Raw genomic sequence first — 16,082 nt, 5'->3', positions numbered from 1 at the left:
TGAGAACACGACCACCGAGAACATGCCGGCCGAGAACACGCACCGCGTCCAGATCGAGTACTGCACCCAGTGCCGCTGGCTGCCCCGCGCCGCCTGGCTCGCCCAGGAACTCCTCACCACCTTCGAGCAGGAGCTGACGGAGCTCGCGCTCAAGCCGGGCACGGGTGGCGTCTTCGTCGTACGGGTCGACGACGAGGTGATCTGGGACCGCCGCGAGCAGGGCTTCCCGGAGCCGACGGCGGTCAAGCGCCTCGTACGCGACCGAGTGGCCCCGGAAAAGTCCCTGGGCCACTCGGAGAAGTGAGACGCGTGCGGTTCGGCCGGTTCAGCCGGCCAGCTGCTCGTAGGCGGGCAGGGTCAGGAAGTCCGCGTAGTCCTCGTCGAGCGCGACCGTGAGCAGCAGGTCGTGGGCCCGCTGCCAGTTGCCGGCCGCGAAGGCCTCCTCGCCGATCTCGGCGCGGATGTTGGCGAGTTCCTCGGCGGCGACCTCGCGGGCCAGCTCCGGGGTCGCCTTCACCACGTTTCCGTCGTGCTCGAACTCGACGCCCGCGTTGATCCACTGCCAGATCTGCGAGCGGGAGATCTCGGCCGTCGCCGCGTCCTCCATGAGGTTGAAGATCGCGACCGCGCCGAGACCGCGCAGCCAGGCCTCGATGTAACGGACGCCCACCTGGACGGCGTTGACGAGTCCGTCGTATGTGGGCCTCGCGTCGAGCGAGTCGACGGCGATGAGGTCGGCCGCCTTCACGTCGACGTCCTCGCGCAGCCGGTCCTTCTGGTTCGGCCGGTCGCCGAGCACGGCGTCGAAGGACGCCATCGCGATCGGCACGAGGTCCGGGTGGGCCACCCACGATCCGTCGAAGCCGTCGCCCGCCTCACGGTCCTTGTCGGCCTTGACCTTCTCGAAGGCGACCTTGTTGACCTCCTCGTCGCGCCGCGACGGGATGAACGCCGCCATGCCGCCGATCGCGTGCGCGCCGCGCTTGTGGCAGGTGCGGACGAGGAGTTCGGTGTACGCGCGCATGAACGGGGCTGTCATCGTCACCGCGTTGCGGTCCGGGAGGACGAACTTCTGCCCGCCGTCACGGAAGTTCTTGACGATGGAGAAGAGGTAGTCCCAGCGGCCCGCGTTCAACCCCGAGGCGTGGTCGCGGAGTTCGTAGAGGATCTCCTCCATCTCGTACGCCGCCGTGATCGTCTCGATCAGGACGGTCGCGCGGACGGTGCCCTGCGGGATGCCGACGTAGTCCTGCGCGAAGACGAACACCTCGTTCCAGAGGCGGGCCTCCAGATACGACTCCGTCTTCGGGAGATAGAAGTACGGGCCCTTGCCGAGGTCCAGCAGCCGCTGGGCGTTGTGGAAGAAGTACAGCCCGAAGTCCACGAGCGCGCCCGGGACCGGGGTGCCCTCGGCGTCGACGAGGTGACGCTCGTTGAGGTGCCAGCCGCGCGGGCGCATGACGACGGTCGCCAGCTCCTCGGGGGCCTTCAGGGCGTACGACTTGCCGGTGCGCTCGTCGGTGAAGTCGATGCTGCGGGTGTACGCGGCGGCCATGTTCACCTGGCCCGTGACCACGTTCTCCCAGGTGGGCGCGGAGGCGTCCTCGAAGTCCGCGAGCCACACCTTGGCGCCCGAGTTGAGGGCGTTGATGGTCATCTTGCGGTCGGTGGGGCCGGTGATCTCGACGCGGCGGTCGTTCAGGGCCTCGGGCGACGGGGCCACCTTCCAGGAGTCGTCCGCGCGGATCGCGGCGGTCTCCGGAAGGAAGTCGAGGGTGGAGGTGCGGGCGATCTCGGCGCGGCGCTCGGCACGGCGGGCGAGGAGCTCGTCACGCCGGGGCGTGAACCGCCGGTGCAGCTCCGCCACGAAGGCGAGGGCCGCGTCGGTGAGGACCTCCTCCTGCCGGGGCAGGGGCTCGGCGTCGACGATGGCCAGCGGGGACGGCGCTGGTGCGGACATGAACTGTCACTTCCTTCAGCGAGCTGACGTGAGTACGCCGCGGCACCGGGTGCCAGCGGAACCTGAAGCGGCCGACGGGACCCGGAGGAGAGTCGAACGCTTCTGAACAGTGGATAGTAGTTTCCTCATGGTGGAAGTTCAATAATCTGTTGACGTCGAGATTCTCCGCTTCGAGGGAATGTGGCGCTGGGTGCCACCCCGTTCACTCAAGGTGGACCAGGTCGCTCTCCGTGTCGATGTCGTACGGCTGTGCCACGTCCCCGCACTCGACGAGCACGATCTCGTCCTCGTGTGCCCCCAGATAGGCGCGCGCACCCCGGTCCCCGGTCGCGGTGGCGGCGATCCCCGCCCAGTGACGGGCGCCGAACAACACCGGATGCCCTCTCTTCCCGTCGTACGAGGCCGCCGCGAGCGTCTCGTCCGACGTGTACGCGGCGTGCACGCGGGCCACGGCCTCCGGCCCGATCCCCGGCTGGTCCACCAGTGACACCAGTACGGCCCGGACGCCCGTACCGGCCAGCGAGTCCAGGCCGGCCCGCAGTGAGGAGCCCATGCCCTGCGCCCATTCGGGGTTGTCCACGAGCACGCAGCCGGGCAGCACGGCCCGCTCGCGCACGGTGTCCGCCCCGGCGCCGAGCACCACATGGACCCGGGCGCAGCCGCCCGCCCGCAGTGTTCCGACCGCGTGTTCGACGAGGGGGTGTCCTCGGTGGGTCAGCAGCGCCTTGGGGCGCCCGCCGAGACGCCGCCCCCCGCCGGCGGCCAGCAGCAGCCCGGCGACCTGCTCGTTGTTCTCCGTCATTCCCCCTGCATACCGGACCGGGGGCGGACATGCCCCGAAGCCCGTGCGGGCCTCGCGGTGTCCGGGGACTGAATTTCGGTCATGTTGGTGGCGCCCACCGCATCGGGTGGCGTTTACTGTCCCGCGTCCCTGGGCGTCTGACCAACGCTGCGGGACGGTTTCGGGCGGGGCGGCGCGGAGCGTGCACGACGTATCGCGCACAAAGACGTGCGAGGGGGGGAGAGCTGTGTTGCGGAGCTTGGGGCAGAGGCCAGTGACCGGCAGCGACGAGGATCCGAGAGTGGCGGAGTTGCGGACCGCGGTGTCCAGGCTGCGCCGCGAACTCGCCGCGCATCCGGCCGAGTTCCCCGACCGCGGCATCGCGGAGGACGAGCTCGCGGCGCTCGCCGCGATGGCCGTCACCGGGATGCCGGAGGTGCCCCGCCTGCGCCGCTCACTGCTCCTGATCGCCGGTTCCATCGGCTCGGTCAGCGCACTGGCCACCGGGCTCGCGGGCGTACGCAGCGCGGTGGAGCTCTTCGGCGAGCCACCGCGACGCTGAGACCGGCCAGGCGGCCGACCCCGAACCGGCGTTCAGGCCGCTGATCCCGAACTGGCGCTCAGGTGGCCGATCCCGAACCGGCGTTCAGGTGGCCGATCCCGAACTGGCCAGGGCCGCCGACAGTTCCACCGCCACCTGCTGGAGTACCGGCACGATCCGCTCCGTCGCCGTCTCGGTGACACGGCCGGCCGGACCGGAGATCGAAATCGCCGCGGCGGTGGGGGAGTTGGGTACGGAGACGGCGAGGCAGCGGACCCCGATCTCCTGCTCGTTGTCGTCCACCGCGTACCCGGCGCTCCGTACCTCTTCGAGCGCGCTGAGGAACCCGTCCGGGGTCGTGATCGTCTTCTCCGTCGCCGCGGGCATGCCCGTACGGGACAGCAGGGCGCGCACCTCGTCCGCCGGGACGTGCGCGAGCAGGGCCTTGCCGACGCCCGTGGAGTGCGGCAGCACCCGGCGGCCCACCTCGGTGAACATCCGCATCGAGTGCTTGGACGGCACCTGCGCCACGTACACGATCTCGTCGCCGTCGAGCAGTGCCATGTTCGCCGTCTCGCCGGTCTCCTCGACCAGGCGTGCCAGATAGGGGCGGGCCCAGGTGCCGAGCAGCCGGGACGCGGACTCGCCGAGCCGGATCAGCCGCGGGCCGAGCGCATAACGCCGGTTGGCCTGCTGGCGTACGTAACCGCAGGCCACGAGCGTGCGCATGAGACGGTGGATGGTGGGCAGCGGCAGCCCGCTGCTCGCGGACAACTCGCTCAGCCCGACCTCACCGCCCGCGTCCGCCATCCTCTCCAGCAGATCGAAGGCGCGCTCAAGAGACTGGACGCCACCGGAGGCGGCGGCTGGCTTGGCGTCGGTGGTGCTGGCGCTGGACGTCGGCACGGGCGCGGTCCTTTCAGGCGGGCAGGGAGGCAGCCTACCCGGCAGTTGGTTGACTGCACGGCTCGGTGTGGTTACGTTCTGCGTGGTGGAAGTCTAATTCCGCTTTGTGGAAACGTCCAGGGTTTTCACCTGTGGCGGCCGGTCGAGAAGCCGACTCTTGACGGCTTGGAGCGTGCAGTGAAGACTCCTTCAACAGAACGTTGAATTCCGTTACGTGGAAGTAAACGGCGGAAGGCGACGGGCGGCACAGAGACATGTGCGGCGTGGAGAGACGTGCGGCATGGAGAGGAGTCCGGGTGTCCGACGACGGATGGGGCGAATTGATCCTGCGCTCGACGCGCGTGATCACCCCCGAAGGGACGCGCGCCGCCTCGGTCGCCGTCTCCGGGGGGAAGATCACGGCCGTGCTCGCGCACGACGCCGAGGTGCCGGCCGGGGCACGGCTGGAGGACTTCGGTGACGACGTCCTGCTGCCCGGCCTCGTCGACACCCACGTGCACGTCAACGACCCGGGCCGCACGGAGTGGGAGGGCTTCTGGACCGCCACGCGCGCCGCGGCGGCCGGCGGCATCACGACCCTGGTCGACATGCCCCTCAACTCCCTGCCGCCGACCACGACGGTCGACCACCTGCGCACCAAGAAGGACGTCGCCCGCTCCAAGGCGCACATCGACGTCGGCTTCTGGGGCGGCGCCCTGCCCGACAACGTCAAGGACCTGCGGCCGCTGCACGACGCGGGCGTCTTCGGCTTCAAGGCGTTCCTGTCGCCCTCCGGGGTCGACGAGTTCCCCGAGCTGGACCAGGATCAACTCGCCCTGTCCCTAGCGGAGATCGCCGGATTCGACGGGCTGCTCATCGTGCACGCCGAGGACCCGCACCACCTCGCGGCGGCCCCGCAGAAGAGCGGCCAGCGGTACGCCGACTTCCTCGCCTCGCGACCGCGCGACGCCGAGGACACCGCCATCGCCAACCTCATCGGCCAGGCCAAGCGGCTCAACGCGCGCGTCCACGTGCTGCATCTGTCGTCCAGCGACGCGCTGCCGCTGATCGCCGCCGCCAAGGCCGAGGGCGTCCGCGTCACGGCCGAGACCTGCCCCCACTACCTCACCCTGACCGCCGAGGAAGTCCCGGACGGGGCAAGCGAGTTCAAGTGCTGCCCGCCCATCCGCGAGGCCGCCAACCAGGACCTGCTGTGGCAGGCACTGGCCGACGGCACGATCGACTGCGTGGTCACGGACCACTCCCCGTCGACTGCCGACCTCAAGACCGAGGACTTCGCGACCGCGTGGGGCGGCATCTCCGGCCTCCAGCTCAGCCTGTCCGCCGTCTGGACCGAGGCCCGCAGGCGCGGGTACGGCCTGGAGGACGTGGTCCGCTGGATGTCCTCGCGCACGGCCCAACTGGTCGGCCTCGACGACCGCAAGGGCGCCATCGCGGTCGGCCTCGACGCCGACTTCGCGGTCCTCGCGCCCGACGAGACCTTCACCGTCGACCCCGCCGCGCTCCAGCACCGCAACCGGGTCACCGCGTACGCGGGCCGGACCCTGCACGGAGTCGTGAGGTCCACCTGGCTGCGAGGCGAACGCATCGTGGCGGACGGAGAGTTCGCCGAGCCGAGGGGCCAACTCCTGTCCAGACGCCCGTAGGCCCACCCAAGAAGACAGAAGAGCAGGTATCCGTACCCGCGATTCGCGCACGACCCGCACCCGCAGCGGCCGACTCCCGAAAGGCAGACCTGATCACTGTGACGGCGCAGCACCAATCCCCCCTGGCCCGTTTCACCGGCGACGCGAACCCCTACGGAGGCGGCGACCCGTACGCGGACCACCGCGGCGCCGACTTCCCCTTCACCCAGTACGCCAACCTCGCCGACCGGCAGCTCGGCGCCGGGGTCATCGCCGCCAACGACGAGTTCTTCGCCCAGCGCGAGAACCTGCTCCTGCCCGAACCTGCCGAGTTCGACCCCGAGCACTTCGGGCACAAGGGCAAGATCATGGACGGCTGGGAGACCCGGCGCCGACGCGGTGCCTCCGCCGAGCACCCGTGGCCCACGGCCGACGACCACGACTGGGCGCTCGTACGCCTCGGGGCGCCCGGTGTCGTCCGGGGCATCGTCATCGACACCGCCCACTTCCGCGGCAACTACCCGCAGGCGGTGTCCGTCGAGGGCACCTCGGTCCCCGGCTCCCCGTCCCCCGAGGACCTCCTCGCGGACGACGTGAAGTGGACAACTCTCGTACCCCGTACGGCGGTCGGCGGCCACGCGGCCAACGGCTTCGCCGTCGACGTGGAGCAGCGCATCACCCACCTCCGTGTCAACCAGCATCCGGACGGTGGCATCGCACGCCTTCGGGTGTACGGCGAGGTCGTGCCGGACCCGCGGTGGCTGTCGGTCCTCGGCACCTTCGACGTCGTCGCCCTGGAGAACGGCGGGCAGGTCGAGGACGCGTCCAACCGCTTCTACTCGCCCCCCACCAACACCATCCAGCCGGGGCGTTCCCGCAAGATGGACGACGGCTGGGAGACACGGCGGCGGCGGGACCAGGGGAACGACTGGATCCGCTACCAGCTGGTCGCGCGGTCGGAGATCCGGGCGGTCGAGATCGACACGGCGTACCTGAAGGGCAACTCGGCCGGGTGGGCGTCCGTTTCCGTGCGGGACGGTGTGGACGGGGAGTGGGTCGAGGTGCTGCCCCGCACCCGCCTCCAGCCCGACACGAACCACCGGTTCGTCCTCACCGGCCCGGCCGTCGGCACGCACGCGCGCGTCGACATCTTCCCTGACGGGGGCATCTCGCGCTTGCGACTCTTCGGCTCCCTGACGGAGGAGGGTGCGACGCGATTGGCCGCGCGCCACCAGGAACTCGGCGGCTGATCCCGGGAGTTCTCAAACGCCGGAGGGGCTGGTAGTCAGCCCCTCCGGCGTTTGAGGAGCGGGGGTTCGGGGGCGGAGCCCCCGAGTAGTGACGGGAATGGGTAGGGGCGGCGGGGGCGAGAAAACGCCCCCGCCGGAGTCAGGCCGCGTGACCCCCGTCCACCGAGAACTCCGCCCCCGTGACGTACCCCGCCTCCACCCCCGCCAGATACGCCACCGCGGAGGCGACTTCCTCGACCGTCCCGAACCGCCCCACCGCGGTCATCGCGGCCTGGCCTCCCGCATACGGCCCACTCGCCGGATTCATATCCGTATCGATCGGCCCAGGATGCACGATGTTCGCCGTGATCCCCCGCTCGCCCAACTCCCTGGCCAACGCCTTGGTCAGCCCGACCAGGGCGGACTTCCCGGTGGCGTACAGCGTGCCACCGGGCCCAGGCACCCGCTGCGTCATACACGTACCGATGGTGATGATCCGCCCGCCACGCTCCATACGCGCGGCAGCCGCCTGCGAGGCGAGGAAGACACCGCGCACGTTCACGGCGAGGACCCGGTCGACGTCCGCGAGGGAGAGGCTGTCGAGGGGCCCGAGGACCCCGATGCCCGCGTTGTTCACGAGGACGTCGAGACGCCCGAGCCCTTCCGCGGCGCGCTCCACGGCACCGGCGGCCTCCTCCGCGTCGGCGGCGTCCGCGTGGAGGGCGAGCGCCCGCCGCCCCAGCGCCCGGATCCGGTCCACGACGTCGCACGCGGCCTCCTTGTCGCGTACGTAGGTCAGGGCGACATCCGCGCCCTCCCGGGCGAGCCGCACGGCGGTCGCGGCACCGATCCCGCGGCTGCCGCCGGTCACGAGGGCCACTGTTCCGTTCATGGTTGCTTGTGAGGTCATGGGTCCATCCCAGCGGCCGGCCCGGGGGAGTGCTGGCGGCGAACGGACATCAAGGTCGCGAGAGCAGGAACACCCAGGTCACCCGGGCCGAGTCAGGACGTCACCGAACCGGCGGGGCGGCGACCGATGAGTTGCGGGTGCCCGGAGGGTCTGAGCTGATGAAAGGACACCCCGCTTCGGAAGAAGGCACGTCATGGGCAAGCTGACCCTCACCGCTTTCGTCACCCTCGACGGCGTCCACCAGGCCCCGGGCGGCCGGGACGAGGACCGCCGTGACGGGTTCGAGCACGGCGGCTGGAGTTTCCCGTACGACGACGAGGACTTCGGGCAGTTCATCACCGAGGTCTTCGGCCGCGCGGGCGCCTTCCTGCTCGGCCGCCACACGTACGAGATCTTCGCCGGGTTCTGGCCGAAGGTGACCGACCCGGCCGACCCGGTCGCGGGGAAGCTCAACTCCCTGCCGAAGTACGTCGCCTCGTCGAGCATCACGCGGCCCGAATGGGCCGGCACGACGGTGATCAGTGGCGATCTCGCCGAGGAGGTCACCGCGATCAAGGAGAACACCGAGGGGGAGCTCCAGGTCCACGGCAGCGCCGCCCTCGCCCAGTCCCTCCTCGCACTGGACCTCGTCGACACCGTGCACCTGCTGTCCTTCCCGGTGGTACTCGGCACGGGCCGCCGTCTCTTCGCCGAGGGCGGCGTGCCGACCGCGTTCCGGCACACCGGCGCGCGGCTCACCAGCAAGGGCGTCGCGATCCACTCGTACGACCTGGCCGGACGCCCGGAGTACGGCACGTACGAACTGCCGGAGGGAAACGCGTAGAAGCCGGCGGCGCTCCGGCGCGGGGGTCACGTGCCGCACGTCAACTCCCGGGAAACTCAGGTGACTTGTGGGTGGAACTCAGCCCAGTCCGCAGCGTTCGAGCGCGGCCCGGACATGGTTGAGCCCCTCCACTCTCAAGTGGCCCCGGTCGGGCATCTGGTCGTCCCGGCGCCAGCGCCAGGCGGAGAACATCGCCCAGTTCAGGGCGCGGCACCGGTGGATCAGGTCGTGGTCGGCTCCCGCATAGTGCTTTGCCACTTCTTCGGGCGTAAGGGCGAGGTCGAACTCGATTGGTCCGCGGCAGCACGTGGCGAGGTCGATGAAAAGCGGCCCTCTCCTCGTGTTGAGGAGGTTGCCCGGATGCGGCTCGCCGTGCAGCAGCTGGTCTCGGGCATTCTCGGCGCTGATCGCGGCACTGAGTCCACCGAGTGTGTCGATGAGGAGTTCCCGGTCGGAATCGGGCAGCTCGGGGGACTTCTCCCGGTCGCTCACCTCTCCTTGCGCCACGGCGACTCGATCGGTGAAATGCGGTGCGTCCAGATCGATCCGGCGCAGGGCGGCATGCTGGCGCAGGAGTACGTCCGCGTAGTCGGCCGGTGCGATCTCCGTTCCGACAGGTTCGTAGTAGGTCCAGAGCGAGATGGCGAAGTCATCACGCACATGGACTCGGGGCTCGACCCGGGGGTCGAGCTCGGCCACCGGAGCGTCGATGTCGGTGAGCCGGCGGGCCACCTCCACTTCGAACTCCGAATCGGCCAGATGCCCCGAGGGCGCGACCCGAACCAGGACATCGCAAGGGACCAGGCGCAGCGCGACGCGGTCCGAGTTGTGGATGACGACCACGTCGTCGACCTGAAGGCCCAGCTCCGACGCGGTCGCCCGGCCGGCCTCAACTGCGCGACGGAGTTCCAAAGGCTCCATACAGTCCCCCCTCATTGCAGAGTGCGCACGCACCTCCGGCGACAACAGTGACGCCTCCGATGTCTTCGCCAACATCATTCGGCACCAAACCCGGACCCGGAGGACAAGCACGCCGGCCAGGACCTGTACCGGCCGTGCCAACTCCCGCTCGACATCAACGTAGTTGACGTCCTGCGGCGGGTTCATGCCCGCCGCGCGGCGCACGGCGCCGCCGCGGTCCTCACCACGCGGCCCGTCCGACCGCGACGTCATCCGGACGTACCTCGCCCCGCGGCCGATGGTGTGGGGGGTCCGCGGGGCGAGGGTCCTTGTGCGAAGCAGGTGCTGGAGCCGCTCGGGGTGATCACCCTCGTTCAGGGCGTGGGACGAGCACGAACCGGGCGTCCGGGCGACTGCGCGTCCGTGGATCGCTCGTACGTGCCGGTCAGCAGCTGTAGTTGACCAGCTTGAACGAGGCGTAGTGGTCGGAGGTGTAGTAGTCCTCCCGGGTTTCCTCGCCCGTGACGATGCGCCGTGCACCGCGGGTGGAGGAACCGGGCGTGATCACCGTGTACTCGTGGTAGTAGCCAGTGGACTGACTGGGCAGGATGCCTTCCCGGTTCTGGAAGACGCTGCCGTCCTGCGAGTAGGGGTAGGGGCCGCCCTGCTCGATGAGGTCGAGCGTGTCGTGTGCCTGGGACGGCAGACTGCCGTAGCAGATGCTGCCGACTGCCGCGGCGGACGTGTCCGCGGCGTTGGCGGTGACGGTGCCGCCCACAAGGAGGGCGGACAGGACGGCGGCTGCGGCGCCGATACGAGTGATTCGTGGGGGGAATCTCATGCCTTCATGATGACGCGCGTAGACAGTGGCATGTCAATGTCAAGTTCGAAGATTCTCCCGTCAAGTCCGATGAATTTTCCGGAAGTTAACTTCGAGGCGGAGCCGGCCCGACGTGTTGGTCATCGGGCTCACATGAACATCGGCCGAGGGCGGCCTGAACTGTGTGTTTGTTGTGGTGATGGTCTAGGGTCGCGCAATTCTCTGGGGAGGGGATGACGCATGGTGCGTGGGGGTCGGCTGGCTGTGCTGTGCTGTGCGTGGCGGTGCTGGTGCTGGCGGGGTGTGGGCAGCGGGCGGTCTGTAGAAGATCTACGACGACCCCGAGCAGTGGGCAGACTTCGCGTTCGGGACACCGGCACGCTCGTGGCGCCGTCGTGCTCGGGCTGCGTCCCGCGAGGACGTGGAAGCCGCCCGGACCCGCCAAACCACGAGTGGTGTCCGGCTCCGACCTCCAGTCGGTGCCGGCGAAGCCACCAGGACTGCCGCAATTGCCGTCCTGGAGACAGCCGTACGGCTGGCCCGAGTGGACGCAGGCGTCCCCGTCACGGCTCGACCACACCCCCGGCCGCTACGCCTCGTCCGAGCCGGTCGACGACAGTTGCCGGCCGGGACGAGCCGGTCGCCGGAAGCCCGGTCCCCGCTCGTCAGTGCTTCCGGCTCTCGGCCGCCGCGAACAGTGCGAACGCCAGTACCAGCAGTGCGACGCTCCCGTAGATCTCGCGGCCGTCGAGGAAGTCGAGCCGTTGTACGAGGCCCCAGCCGCGCAGCCGGCCGGTGAACTCGTACACCAGGCCCGCCACGCCCTGAACGAGGGCGATCACACCGAGAAACTCCAGCACCTGCTTCATACGAGGATCCTCGCCCCGCGGACCCTCCGCCCTCATCGGCCGCGGGGCGAGGTACGCCCGACGGAAGTCCCCGACCGGGGCGCGCGGCTGCGTCCAAAGTCTGCCGTGCGACGACTTTGGTCGGTGATCAGGTGGCAGGGGCGGTGCGAACGGACAACGATGCGTAGATTTGTCGACCGTGAGTGAGATCGCGCCGCTGCCGAAGCCTCCGCCCGTCCCGGGGCGCCGGTGGTTTCTGCCGTCGGCCGTCACCGCCGAACTCGACTCCGAACCCGGCTCCGACCTCGACCGGTCCGGCCGGAAGAGGCGCCCCAAGCGCACCGCGCGCGACTGGCTCGTCGACTTCGCCTGCTTCCTGATCGCCGTCGTGGTGGGCCTGATCGGCGCGGACGAGATGTCCGGCGACCCCGACGTCCCGTCCGCCCTGCAAGCCGTGGACCAGTGGTTCGGCGCGCTCGCCTGCGCGGCGGTCTGGCTCCGGCGGCGCTGGCCGGTCGGCCTGGCCGTGGCGATGGTCCCGGTCTGCTTCATCTCGAACACCGCGGGCGGCGCGGGCCTGGTCGCCCTGTTCACGGTCGCCGTGCACCGGCCTTTCAAGTACGCCGCCTGGACGGGCGGCGCCTCCGCCGCCCTGCTTCCCCTCTTCTACTGGCTGCGCCCCGATCCCGAGGTCCCGTACGTCCTGATCATCGCCCTCGGCTGGCTGCTGACCGCCACCGTGGTCGGCTGGGGCACGCTCGCTCGCTCCAAGCGTCAGCTCATGCTGAGCCTCCGGGACCGGGCGCGGCGGGCCGAGACCGAGTCGGCGCTGCGGGCCGAGCAGGCCCAGCGGCTGGCCCGGGAGGCGATCGCGCGTGAGATGCACGACGTCCTGGCGCATCGGCTCACCCTGCTCAGCGTGCACGCCGGGGCGCTGGAGTTCCGCCCGGACGCCCCCCGGGCCGAGGTGGCGCGGGCCGCCGGGGTCATCCGGGAGAGCGCGCACGAGGCTTTGCAGGATCTGCGGGAGATCATCGGCGTACTGCGGGCCGCCGGCGACGGCGCGGAGGAGTCCGGGCGGCCGCAGCCGACCCTCGGGGCCTTGGACGGGCTGGTCTCCGAGAGCCGTGAGGCCGGCATGAAGGTCACCCTGGACAACCGCGTCACGGACGCCGGCACGGTCCCCGCCTCCGTCGGCCGCACCGCCTACCGCATCGCCCAGGAGGGCCTGACCAACGCCCGCAAGCACGCCCCGGGCGCGGAGGTCACGGTCACGGTGGCCGGGGTGCAGGGCGACGGTCTCACCGTCTCCGTACGCAATCCGCCGCCGCCCGGCGACGTGCCGCATGTCCCCGGTTCCGGCCAGGGGCTCATCGGCCTCACCGAACGTGCCACGCTCGCGGGCGGGCGCTTCGAGCACGGGCCCGGGGAGGACGGCGGCTTCCAGGTGAGCGCGTGGCTGCCCTGGGGCTGAGCGCGCTCTCGGTCCGCGCCGGAGCGCGAGCCGGGTGCGCGGCCATGACGACCGAGTGAGGGGGCACATCCGCGGATGAGCTGGGGAAAAGCAGAAGGTCAGACGGGGAACGGTCACTACGGTGAGCCCATGACTCCGATCCGTCTGCTCCTCGTCGACGACGACCCACTGGTCAGGGCCGGCCTCTCCTTCATGATGGGCGGCGCCGACGACCTCGAGATCGTGGGCGAGGCCGCCGACGGCAGCGAGGTCGAGGCACTGGTCGACCGCACGCACCCCGACGTGGTCCTCATGGACATCCGCATGCCCACGGTGGACGGCCTCGCGGCCACCGAACGGCTCAGGAGCCGCAAGGACGCCCCGCAGATCATCGTCCTGACCACCTTTCACGCCGACGACCAGGTGCTGCGGGCGCTGCGCGCGGGCGCGGCCGGCTTCGTCCTCAAGGACACCCCGCCCGCGGAGATCCTCGACGCGGTACGCCGGGTCGCGGCCGGTGATCCAGTCCTCTCACCCACTGTGACGCGGCAGTTGATGGCCCACGCCGCGGGCACCTCCGCCGACACCCGGCGCACGAGTGCTCGTACGCGCGTCGCCACGCTCAACGACCGTGAGCGCGAGGTCGCCGTCGCCGTCGGCCAGGGCCGTTCGAACGCCGAGATCGCGACCCAGCTGTTCATGAGCGTCGCCACCGTCAAGACGCACGTCTCCCGCATGCTCGCCAAGCTCGACCTCAACAACCGAGTGCAGATCGCCCTGTTGACGTACGACGCCGGACTCCTGGAGGAGGACGGGCACTAGCCGCCGGCCGCGGGCGTTGGACTGGACGGAGGGGGAAGCACATGGTGGACGTGATCGATCTGGGGAAGTACGGGCCGGCTTTCACGGAGGACCCGCATCCGGTGTACGCGGAACTGCGCGAGCTCGGACCGGTCCACCGGGTGCGACTGCCGGCACCCGACGCGCACCACGAGACCTGGCTGATCGTCGGGTACGAGGAGGCACGGGCCGCGCTCGCCGACCCCCGCCTCGCCAAGGACGGCCAGAAGATCGGTGTGACGTTCCTCGACGAGCAGCTGATCGGGAAGTACCTGCTGGTCGCCGACCCGCCGCAGCACACCCGGCTGCGGTCCCTCATCGCCCGTGAGTTCACCGGGCGCCGGGTGGAGAAGCTCAGGCCGCGCGTCCAGGAGATCACGGACACCCTGCTCGACGAGATGCTGCCGCGTGGCCGCGCCGACTTCGTGGAGTCCTTCGCCTACCCGCTGCCCCTCACCGTCATCTGCGAACTGCTCGGGGTGCCGGAGATCGACCGGGCGGCGTTCCGCGCGATCTCGTCGGAGGCCGTCGCGCCGACCAGCGGGGAGAGCGAGCACGAGGCGTTCGTCCAGCTCGCCGCGTATCTCAACGACCTGATCGAGTACAAGCAGAGCGCCGGGCCCGCCGACGACCTGCTCAGCAGCCTCATCCGCACGACCGCCGAGGACGGCGACCGGCTCTCGCCGCAGGAACTGCGCGGCATGGCCTTCGTGCTGCTCATCGCCGGCCACGAGACGACGGTCAACCTCCTCGCCGGGGGCGTCCGAGCGCTGCTCACCCATCCCGACCAACTCGCCGCGCTGCGGGCCGACATGACGCTGCTCGACGGTGCCGTGGAGGAGATGCTGCGGTACGAGGGACCGGTGGAGAACGCGACGTTCCGGTACGCGGCGGAGGCGCTGGAGATCGCCGGTACGGCCGTCGGGGCGGGGGAGGCGGTGATGGTCGGCCTCACCGCGGCCGATCGCGACGGGGTCCGCTTCCCGGCCCCCGACCGCTTCGACATCCGCCGCGACGCCCGCGGCCACGTCGCCTTCGGGCACGGCATCCACTACTGCCTGGGCGCTCCACTGGCCCGCCTCGAAGCGCGGGTGGCGCTCCGCACCCTCCTCGACCGCTGCCCCGACCTGTCCCTCGACGGCCCGGCGGGCGGCTGGCTCCCGGGGATGCTGATGCGGGGGGTACGGAGCCTTCCGGTGCGCTGGGGGCTCCGCCCCCAGACCCCCGCATCGCGCTGACGCGCTCGTCCTCAAACTCCGGACGGGCTGAATACGTCGGCCCGGCCGCGAAATCTTTAGCCTCTCCGGCGTTTGAGGAGCGGGGGTTCGGGGGCCGGCCCCCGAAAAGGGACGGGTAGGGGCGGCGGGGGCGAAACCCCTCAGTCCCGCGCCCCCGCGATCTCCCCCAACCGCACCACTCGGCGCTCACGCCGAGACAACTCGCACGCCTCGGCGATCCGCAGCGCCTGCAACGCCTCACGCCCGTCACACGGATTGGCCCGCTCCCCGCGCACGACCTCGACGAACGCATGCAGCTCGGCCTCGTACGCGGGCCCGAACCGCTCAAGGAACCCGGTCCACGGCTTCGTCGCGGCAGGCGGCCCGGCCGGTTCCGTGGAGGCGATCGGCGTACGGTCGTCGAGCCCGACCCCGATCTGGTCCAGCTCACCGGCCAGCTCCATGCGTACGTCGTATCCGGCGCCGTTCAGCCGGGTCGCCGTAGCCGAGGCGAGCGTGCCGTCGTCCAGGGTGAGGACGGCCGCGGCCGTGTCGATGTCGCCCGCGTCGCGGAACATCGAGGGCCCCGCGTCCGAGCCCATCGCGCACACCTCGGTGACCTCGCGGCCCGTCACCCAGCGCACCATGTCGAAGTCGTGCACCAGCGTGTCCCGGTACAGCCCGCCGGACAGTGGCAGGTAGGCGACCGACGGCGGCGACTGGTCGGACGTCATGGCGCGCACGGTGTGCAGCCGCCCGAGCGAGCCGGAGCGCACGGCCTCCCGCGCGGCCGTGTACCCGGCGTCGAAACGTCGCTGGAACCCCATCTGCAGGATCGTTCCGGCAGTCTCGACCTCCGTGATGGCCGTTAAGGTGCCTTGCAGGTCGAGGGCGATCGGCTTCTCGCAGAACACCGGAAGCCCGGCCCGTGCTGCCCGACCGATCAGTTCGCCGTGTGCCGAGGTGGCGGCCGTGATGACCACGGCGTCCACGCCCCAGGTGAAGATCTCGTCCACGCCGGGCGCAGCCGTGGCGCCCAGGCGGTCCGCGAGCCTACGGGCGCGTGCGGTGTCCGCGTCCGTGACGATGAGAGAGCCGCCGACCTCGCGGTGCCGGCTGAGGGCGGTCGCGTGAAATGTACCAATACGACCCGTCCCGATGAGTCCGATGCGCATGGGACCAAACTGAGGGCGGACCCTACACCCTGTCAACGCTTTGTCCGGACAATC

Annotated in this window: 16 protein-coding genes; 8 read left to right on the top strand and 8 right to left on the bottom strand. The window is 70.6% G+C overall.

Annotated elements, in window-relative coordinates; translation table 11 throughout:
- The first annotated feature begins 22 nt into the window (after positions 1–22).
- A complete protein-coding gene (locus tag ACH4YP_RS04730; protein ID WP_361067361.1) occupies positions 23–304 on the top strand; it encodes a SelT/SelW/SelH family protein in 282 nt (93 codons plus the stop codon).
- Between the two features lie 21 nt (positions 305–325).
- Here ACH4YP_RS04730 and aceB read toward each other — a convergent pair whose 3' ends face one another.
- Both aceB and ACH4YP_RS04720 read right to left on the bottom strand, forming a co-directional pair.
- A complete protein-coding gene (gene aceB / locus ACH4YP_RS04725; RefSeq protein ID WP_398489336.1) occupies positions 326–1,960 on the bottom strand; it encodes a malate synthase A in 1,635 nt (544 codons plus the stop codon).
- A 202-nt stretch (positions 1,961–2,162) separates the two neighbouring features.
- Positions 2,163–2,762 (bottom strand): NTP transferase domain-containing protein, encoded by a 600-nt coding sequence (locus tag ACH4YP_RS04720; protein ID WP_398489334.1) that lies wholly within the window; start codon positions 2,760–2,762, stop codon positions 2,163–2,165.
- Positions 2,763–2,988: 226 nt separating this feature from the next.
- Between ACH4YP_RS04720 and ACH4YP_RS04715 the strand changes: the two genes are divergently transcribed.
- Positions 2,989–3,303, top strand: coding sequence for a DUF5955 family protein (locus tag ACH4YP_RS04715; protein ID WP_361067343.1), 315 nt, complete (start codon positions 2,989–2,991; stop codon positions 3,301–3,303).
- 84 nt (positions 3,304–3,387) lie between these two features.
- Here ACH4YP_RS04715 and ACH4YP_RS04710 read toward each other — a convergent pair whose 3' ends face one another.
- On the bottom strand, positions 3,388–4,188 hold the full coding sequence (locus tag ACH4YP_RS04710) for an IclR family transcriptional regulator (RefSeq protein ID WP_398489332.1): 801 nt from the start codon (positions 4,186–4,188) through the stop codon (positions 3,388–3,390).
- Between the two features lie 296 nt (positions 4,189–4,484).
- On the opposite strand from ACH4YP_RS04710, the gene allB reads away from it, so the two are divergent.
- Both allB and alc read left to right on the top strand, forming a co-directional pair.
- Positions 4,485–5,834 (top strand): allantoinase AllB, encoded by a 1,350-nt coding sequence (gene allB, locus ACH4YP_RS04705; protein WP_398489330.1) that lies wholly within the window; start codon positions 4,485–4,487, stop codon positions 5,832–5,834.
- A gap of 98 nt (positions 5,835–5,932) precedes the next feature.
- Positions 5,933–7,063, top strand: coding sequence for an allantoicase (gene alc, locus ACH4YP_RS04700; RefSeq protein ID WP_361067351.1), 1,131 nt, complete (start codon positions 5,933–5,935; stop codon positions 7,061–7,063).
- Between the two features lie 139 nt (positions 7,064–7,202).
- Here the strand turns inward: alc and ACH4YP_RS04695 are convergent, their stop codons facing one another.
- Positions 7,203–7,952 (bottom strand): SDR family oxidoreductase, encoded by a 750-nt coding sequence (locus tag ACH4YP_RS04695; RefSeq protein ID WP_361072674.1) that lies wholly within the window; start codon positions 7,950–7,952, stop codon positions 7,203–7,205.
- A gap of 193 nt (positions 7,953–8,145) precedes the next feature.
- Here ACH4YP_RS04695 and ACH4YP_RS04690 point away from each other — a divergent pair, with 193 nt between their 5' ends.
- A complete protein-coding gene (locus tag ACH4YP_RS04690; protein WP_398489328.1) occupies positions 8,146–8,775 on the top strand; it encodes a dihydrofolate reductase family protein in 630 nt (209 codons plus the stop codon).
- A gap of 78 nt (positions 8,776–8,853) precedes the next feature.
- On the opposite strand, the gene ACH4YP_RS04685 is transcribed toward ACH4YP_RS04690, so the two are convergent.
- From ACH4YP_RS04685 to ACH4YP_RS04675, 3 genes are all read right to left on the bottom strand, one after another.
- A complete protein-coding gene (locus ACH4YP_RS04685) occupies positions 8,854–9,696 on the bottom strand; it encodes a phosphotransferase family protein (protein WP_398489479.1) in 843 nt (280 codons plus the stop codon).
- A 424-nt stretch (positions 9,697–10,120) separates the two neighbouring features.
- Positions 10,121–10,516 carry a ribonuclease domain-containing protein gene (locus ACH4YP_RS04680; protein WP_398489326.1) on the bottom strand — a complete coding sequence of 132 codons (396 nt, stop codon included), beginning with the start codon at positions 10,514–10,516 and terminating at the stop codon, positions 10,121–10,123.
- A gap of 644 nt (positions 10,517–11,160) precedes the next feature.
- The gene (locus ACH4YP_RS04675) at positions 11,161–11,364 is read right to left on the bottom strand and encodes a hypothetical protein (protein WP_361072686.1); all 204 of its coding nucleotides are present in this window, start codon (positions 11,362–11,364) and stop codon (positions 11,161–11,163) included.
- Positions 11,365–11,542: 178 nt separating this feature from the next.
- Between ACH4YP_RS04675 and ACH4YP_RS04670 the strand changes: the two genes are divergently transcribed.
- The 3 genes from ACH4YP_RS04670 to ACH4YP_RS04660 all read left to right on the top strand — a co-directional run bounded on the left by ACH4YP_RS04670 (position 11,543) and on the right by ACH4YP_RS04660 (position 14,874).
- Positions 11,543–12,817, top strand: coding sequence for a sensor histidine kinase (locus tag ACH4YP_RS04670; protein ID WP_398489325.1), 1,275 nt, complete (start codon positions 11,543–11,545; stop codon positions 12,815–12,817).
- A 129-nt stretch (positions 12,818–12,946) separates the two neighbouring features.
- Positions 12,947–13,618 (top strand): response regulator, encoded by a 672-nt coding sequence (locus tag ACH4YP_RS04665; protein ID WP_398489324.1) that lies wholly within the window; start codon positions 12,947–12,949, stop codon positions 13,616–13,618.
- A gap of 41 nt (positions 13,619–13,659) precedes the next feature.
- A complete protein-coding gene (locus tag ACH4YP_RS04660; protein ID WP_398489322.1) occupies positions 13,660–14,874 on the top strand; it encodes a cytochrome P450 in 1,215 nt (404 codons plus the stop codon).
- Positions 14,875–15,014: 140 nt separating this feature from the next.
- On the opposite strand, the gene ACH4YP_RS04655 is transcribed toward ACH4YP_RS04660, so the two are convergent.
- Positions 15,015–16,028: a Gfo/Idh/MocA family oxidoreductase gene (locus ACH4YP_RS04655; protein WP_361056233.1), complete on the bottom strand. Its 1,014-nt coding sequence runs from the start codon at positions 16,026–16,028 to the stop codon at positions 15,015–15,017.
- Positions 16,029–16,082: the final 54 nt, after the last annotated feature.

The organism is Streptomyces sp. NPDC020747 (assembly GCF_044334695.1).
Taxonomy (GTDB): Bacteria; Actinomycetota; Actinomycetes; order Streptomycetales; family Streptomycetaceae; genus Streptomyces.
Note: the sequence above shows the minus strand (reverse complement) of the source record. Positions and strands in the feature narration are given on the sequence as shown.

Coding starts and splice junctions, on each gene's coding strand:
- ACH4YP_RS04730 (WP_361067361.1), top strand. CDS start 23: ATGCCGGCCGAGAACACGCACCGCGTCCAGATCGAGTACTGCACCCAG.
- aceB (WP_398489336.1), bottom strand. CDS start 1,960: ATGTCCGCACCAGCGCCGTCCCCGCTGGCCATCGTCGACGCCGAGCCC.
- ACH4YP_RS04720 (WP_398489334.1), bottom strand. CDS start 2,762: ATGACGGAGAACAACGAGCAGGTCGCCGGGCTGCTGCTGGCCGCCGGC.
- ACH4YP_RS04695 (WP_361072674.1), bottom strand. CDS start 7,952: ATGACCTCACAAGCAACCATGAACGGAACAGTGGCCCTCGTGACCGGC.
- ACH4YP_RS04690 (WP_398489328.1), top strand. CDS start 8,146: ATGGGCAAGCTGACCCTCACCGCTTTCGTCACCCTCGACGGCGTCCAC.
- ACH4YP_RS04685 (WP_398489479.1), bottom strand. CDS start 9,696: ATGGAGCCTTTGGAACTCCGTCGCGCAGTTGAGGCCGGCCGGGCGACC.
- ACH4YP_RS04680 (WP_398489326.1), bottom strand. CDS start 10,516: ATGAGATTCCCCCCACGAATCACTCGTATCGGCGCCGCAGCCGCCGTC.
- ACH4YP_RS04675 (WP_361072686.1), bottom strand. CDS start 11,364: ATGAAGCAGGTGCTGGAGTTTCTCGGTGTGATCGCCCTCGTTCAGGGC.
- ACH4YP_RS04665 (WP_398489324.1), top strand. CDS start 12,947: ATGACTCCGATCCGTCTGCTCCTCGTCGACGACGACCCACTGGTCAGG.
- ACH4YP_RS04660 (WP_398489322.1), top strand. CDS start 13,660: ATGGTGGACGTGATCGATCTGGGGAAGTACGGGCCGGCTTTCACGGAG.
- ACH4YP_RS04655 (WP_361056233.1), bottom strand. CDS start 16,028: ATGCGCATCGGACTCATCGGGACGGGTCGTATTGGTACATTTCACGCG.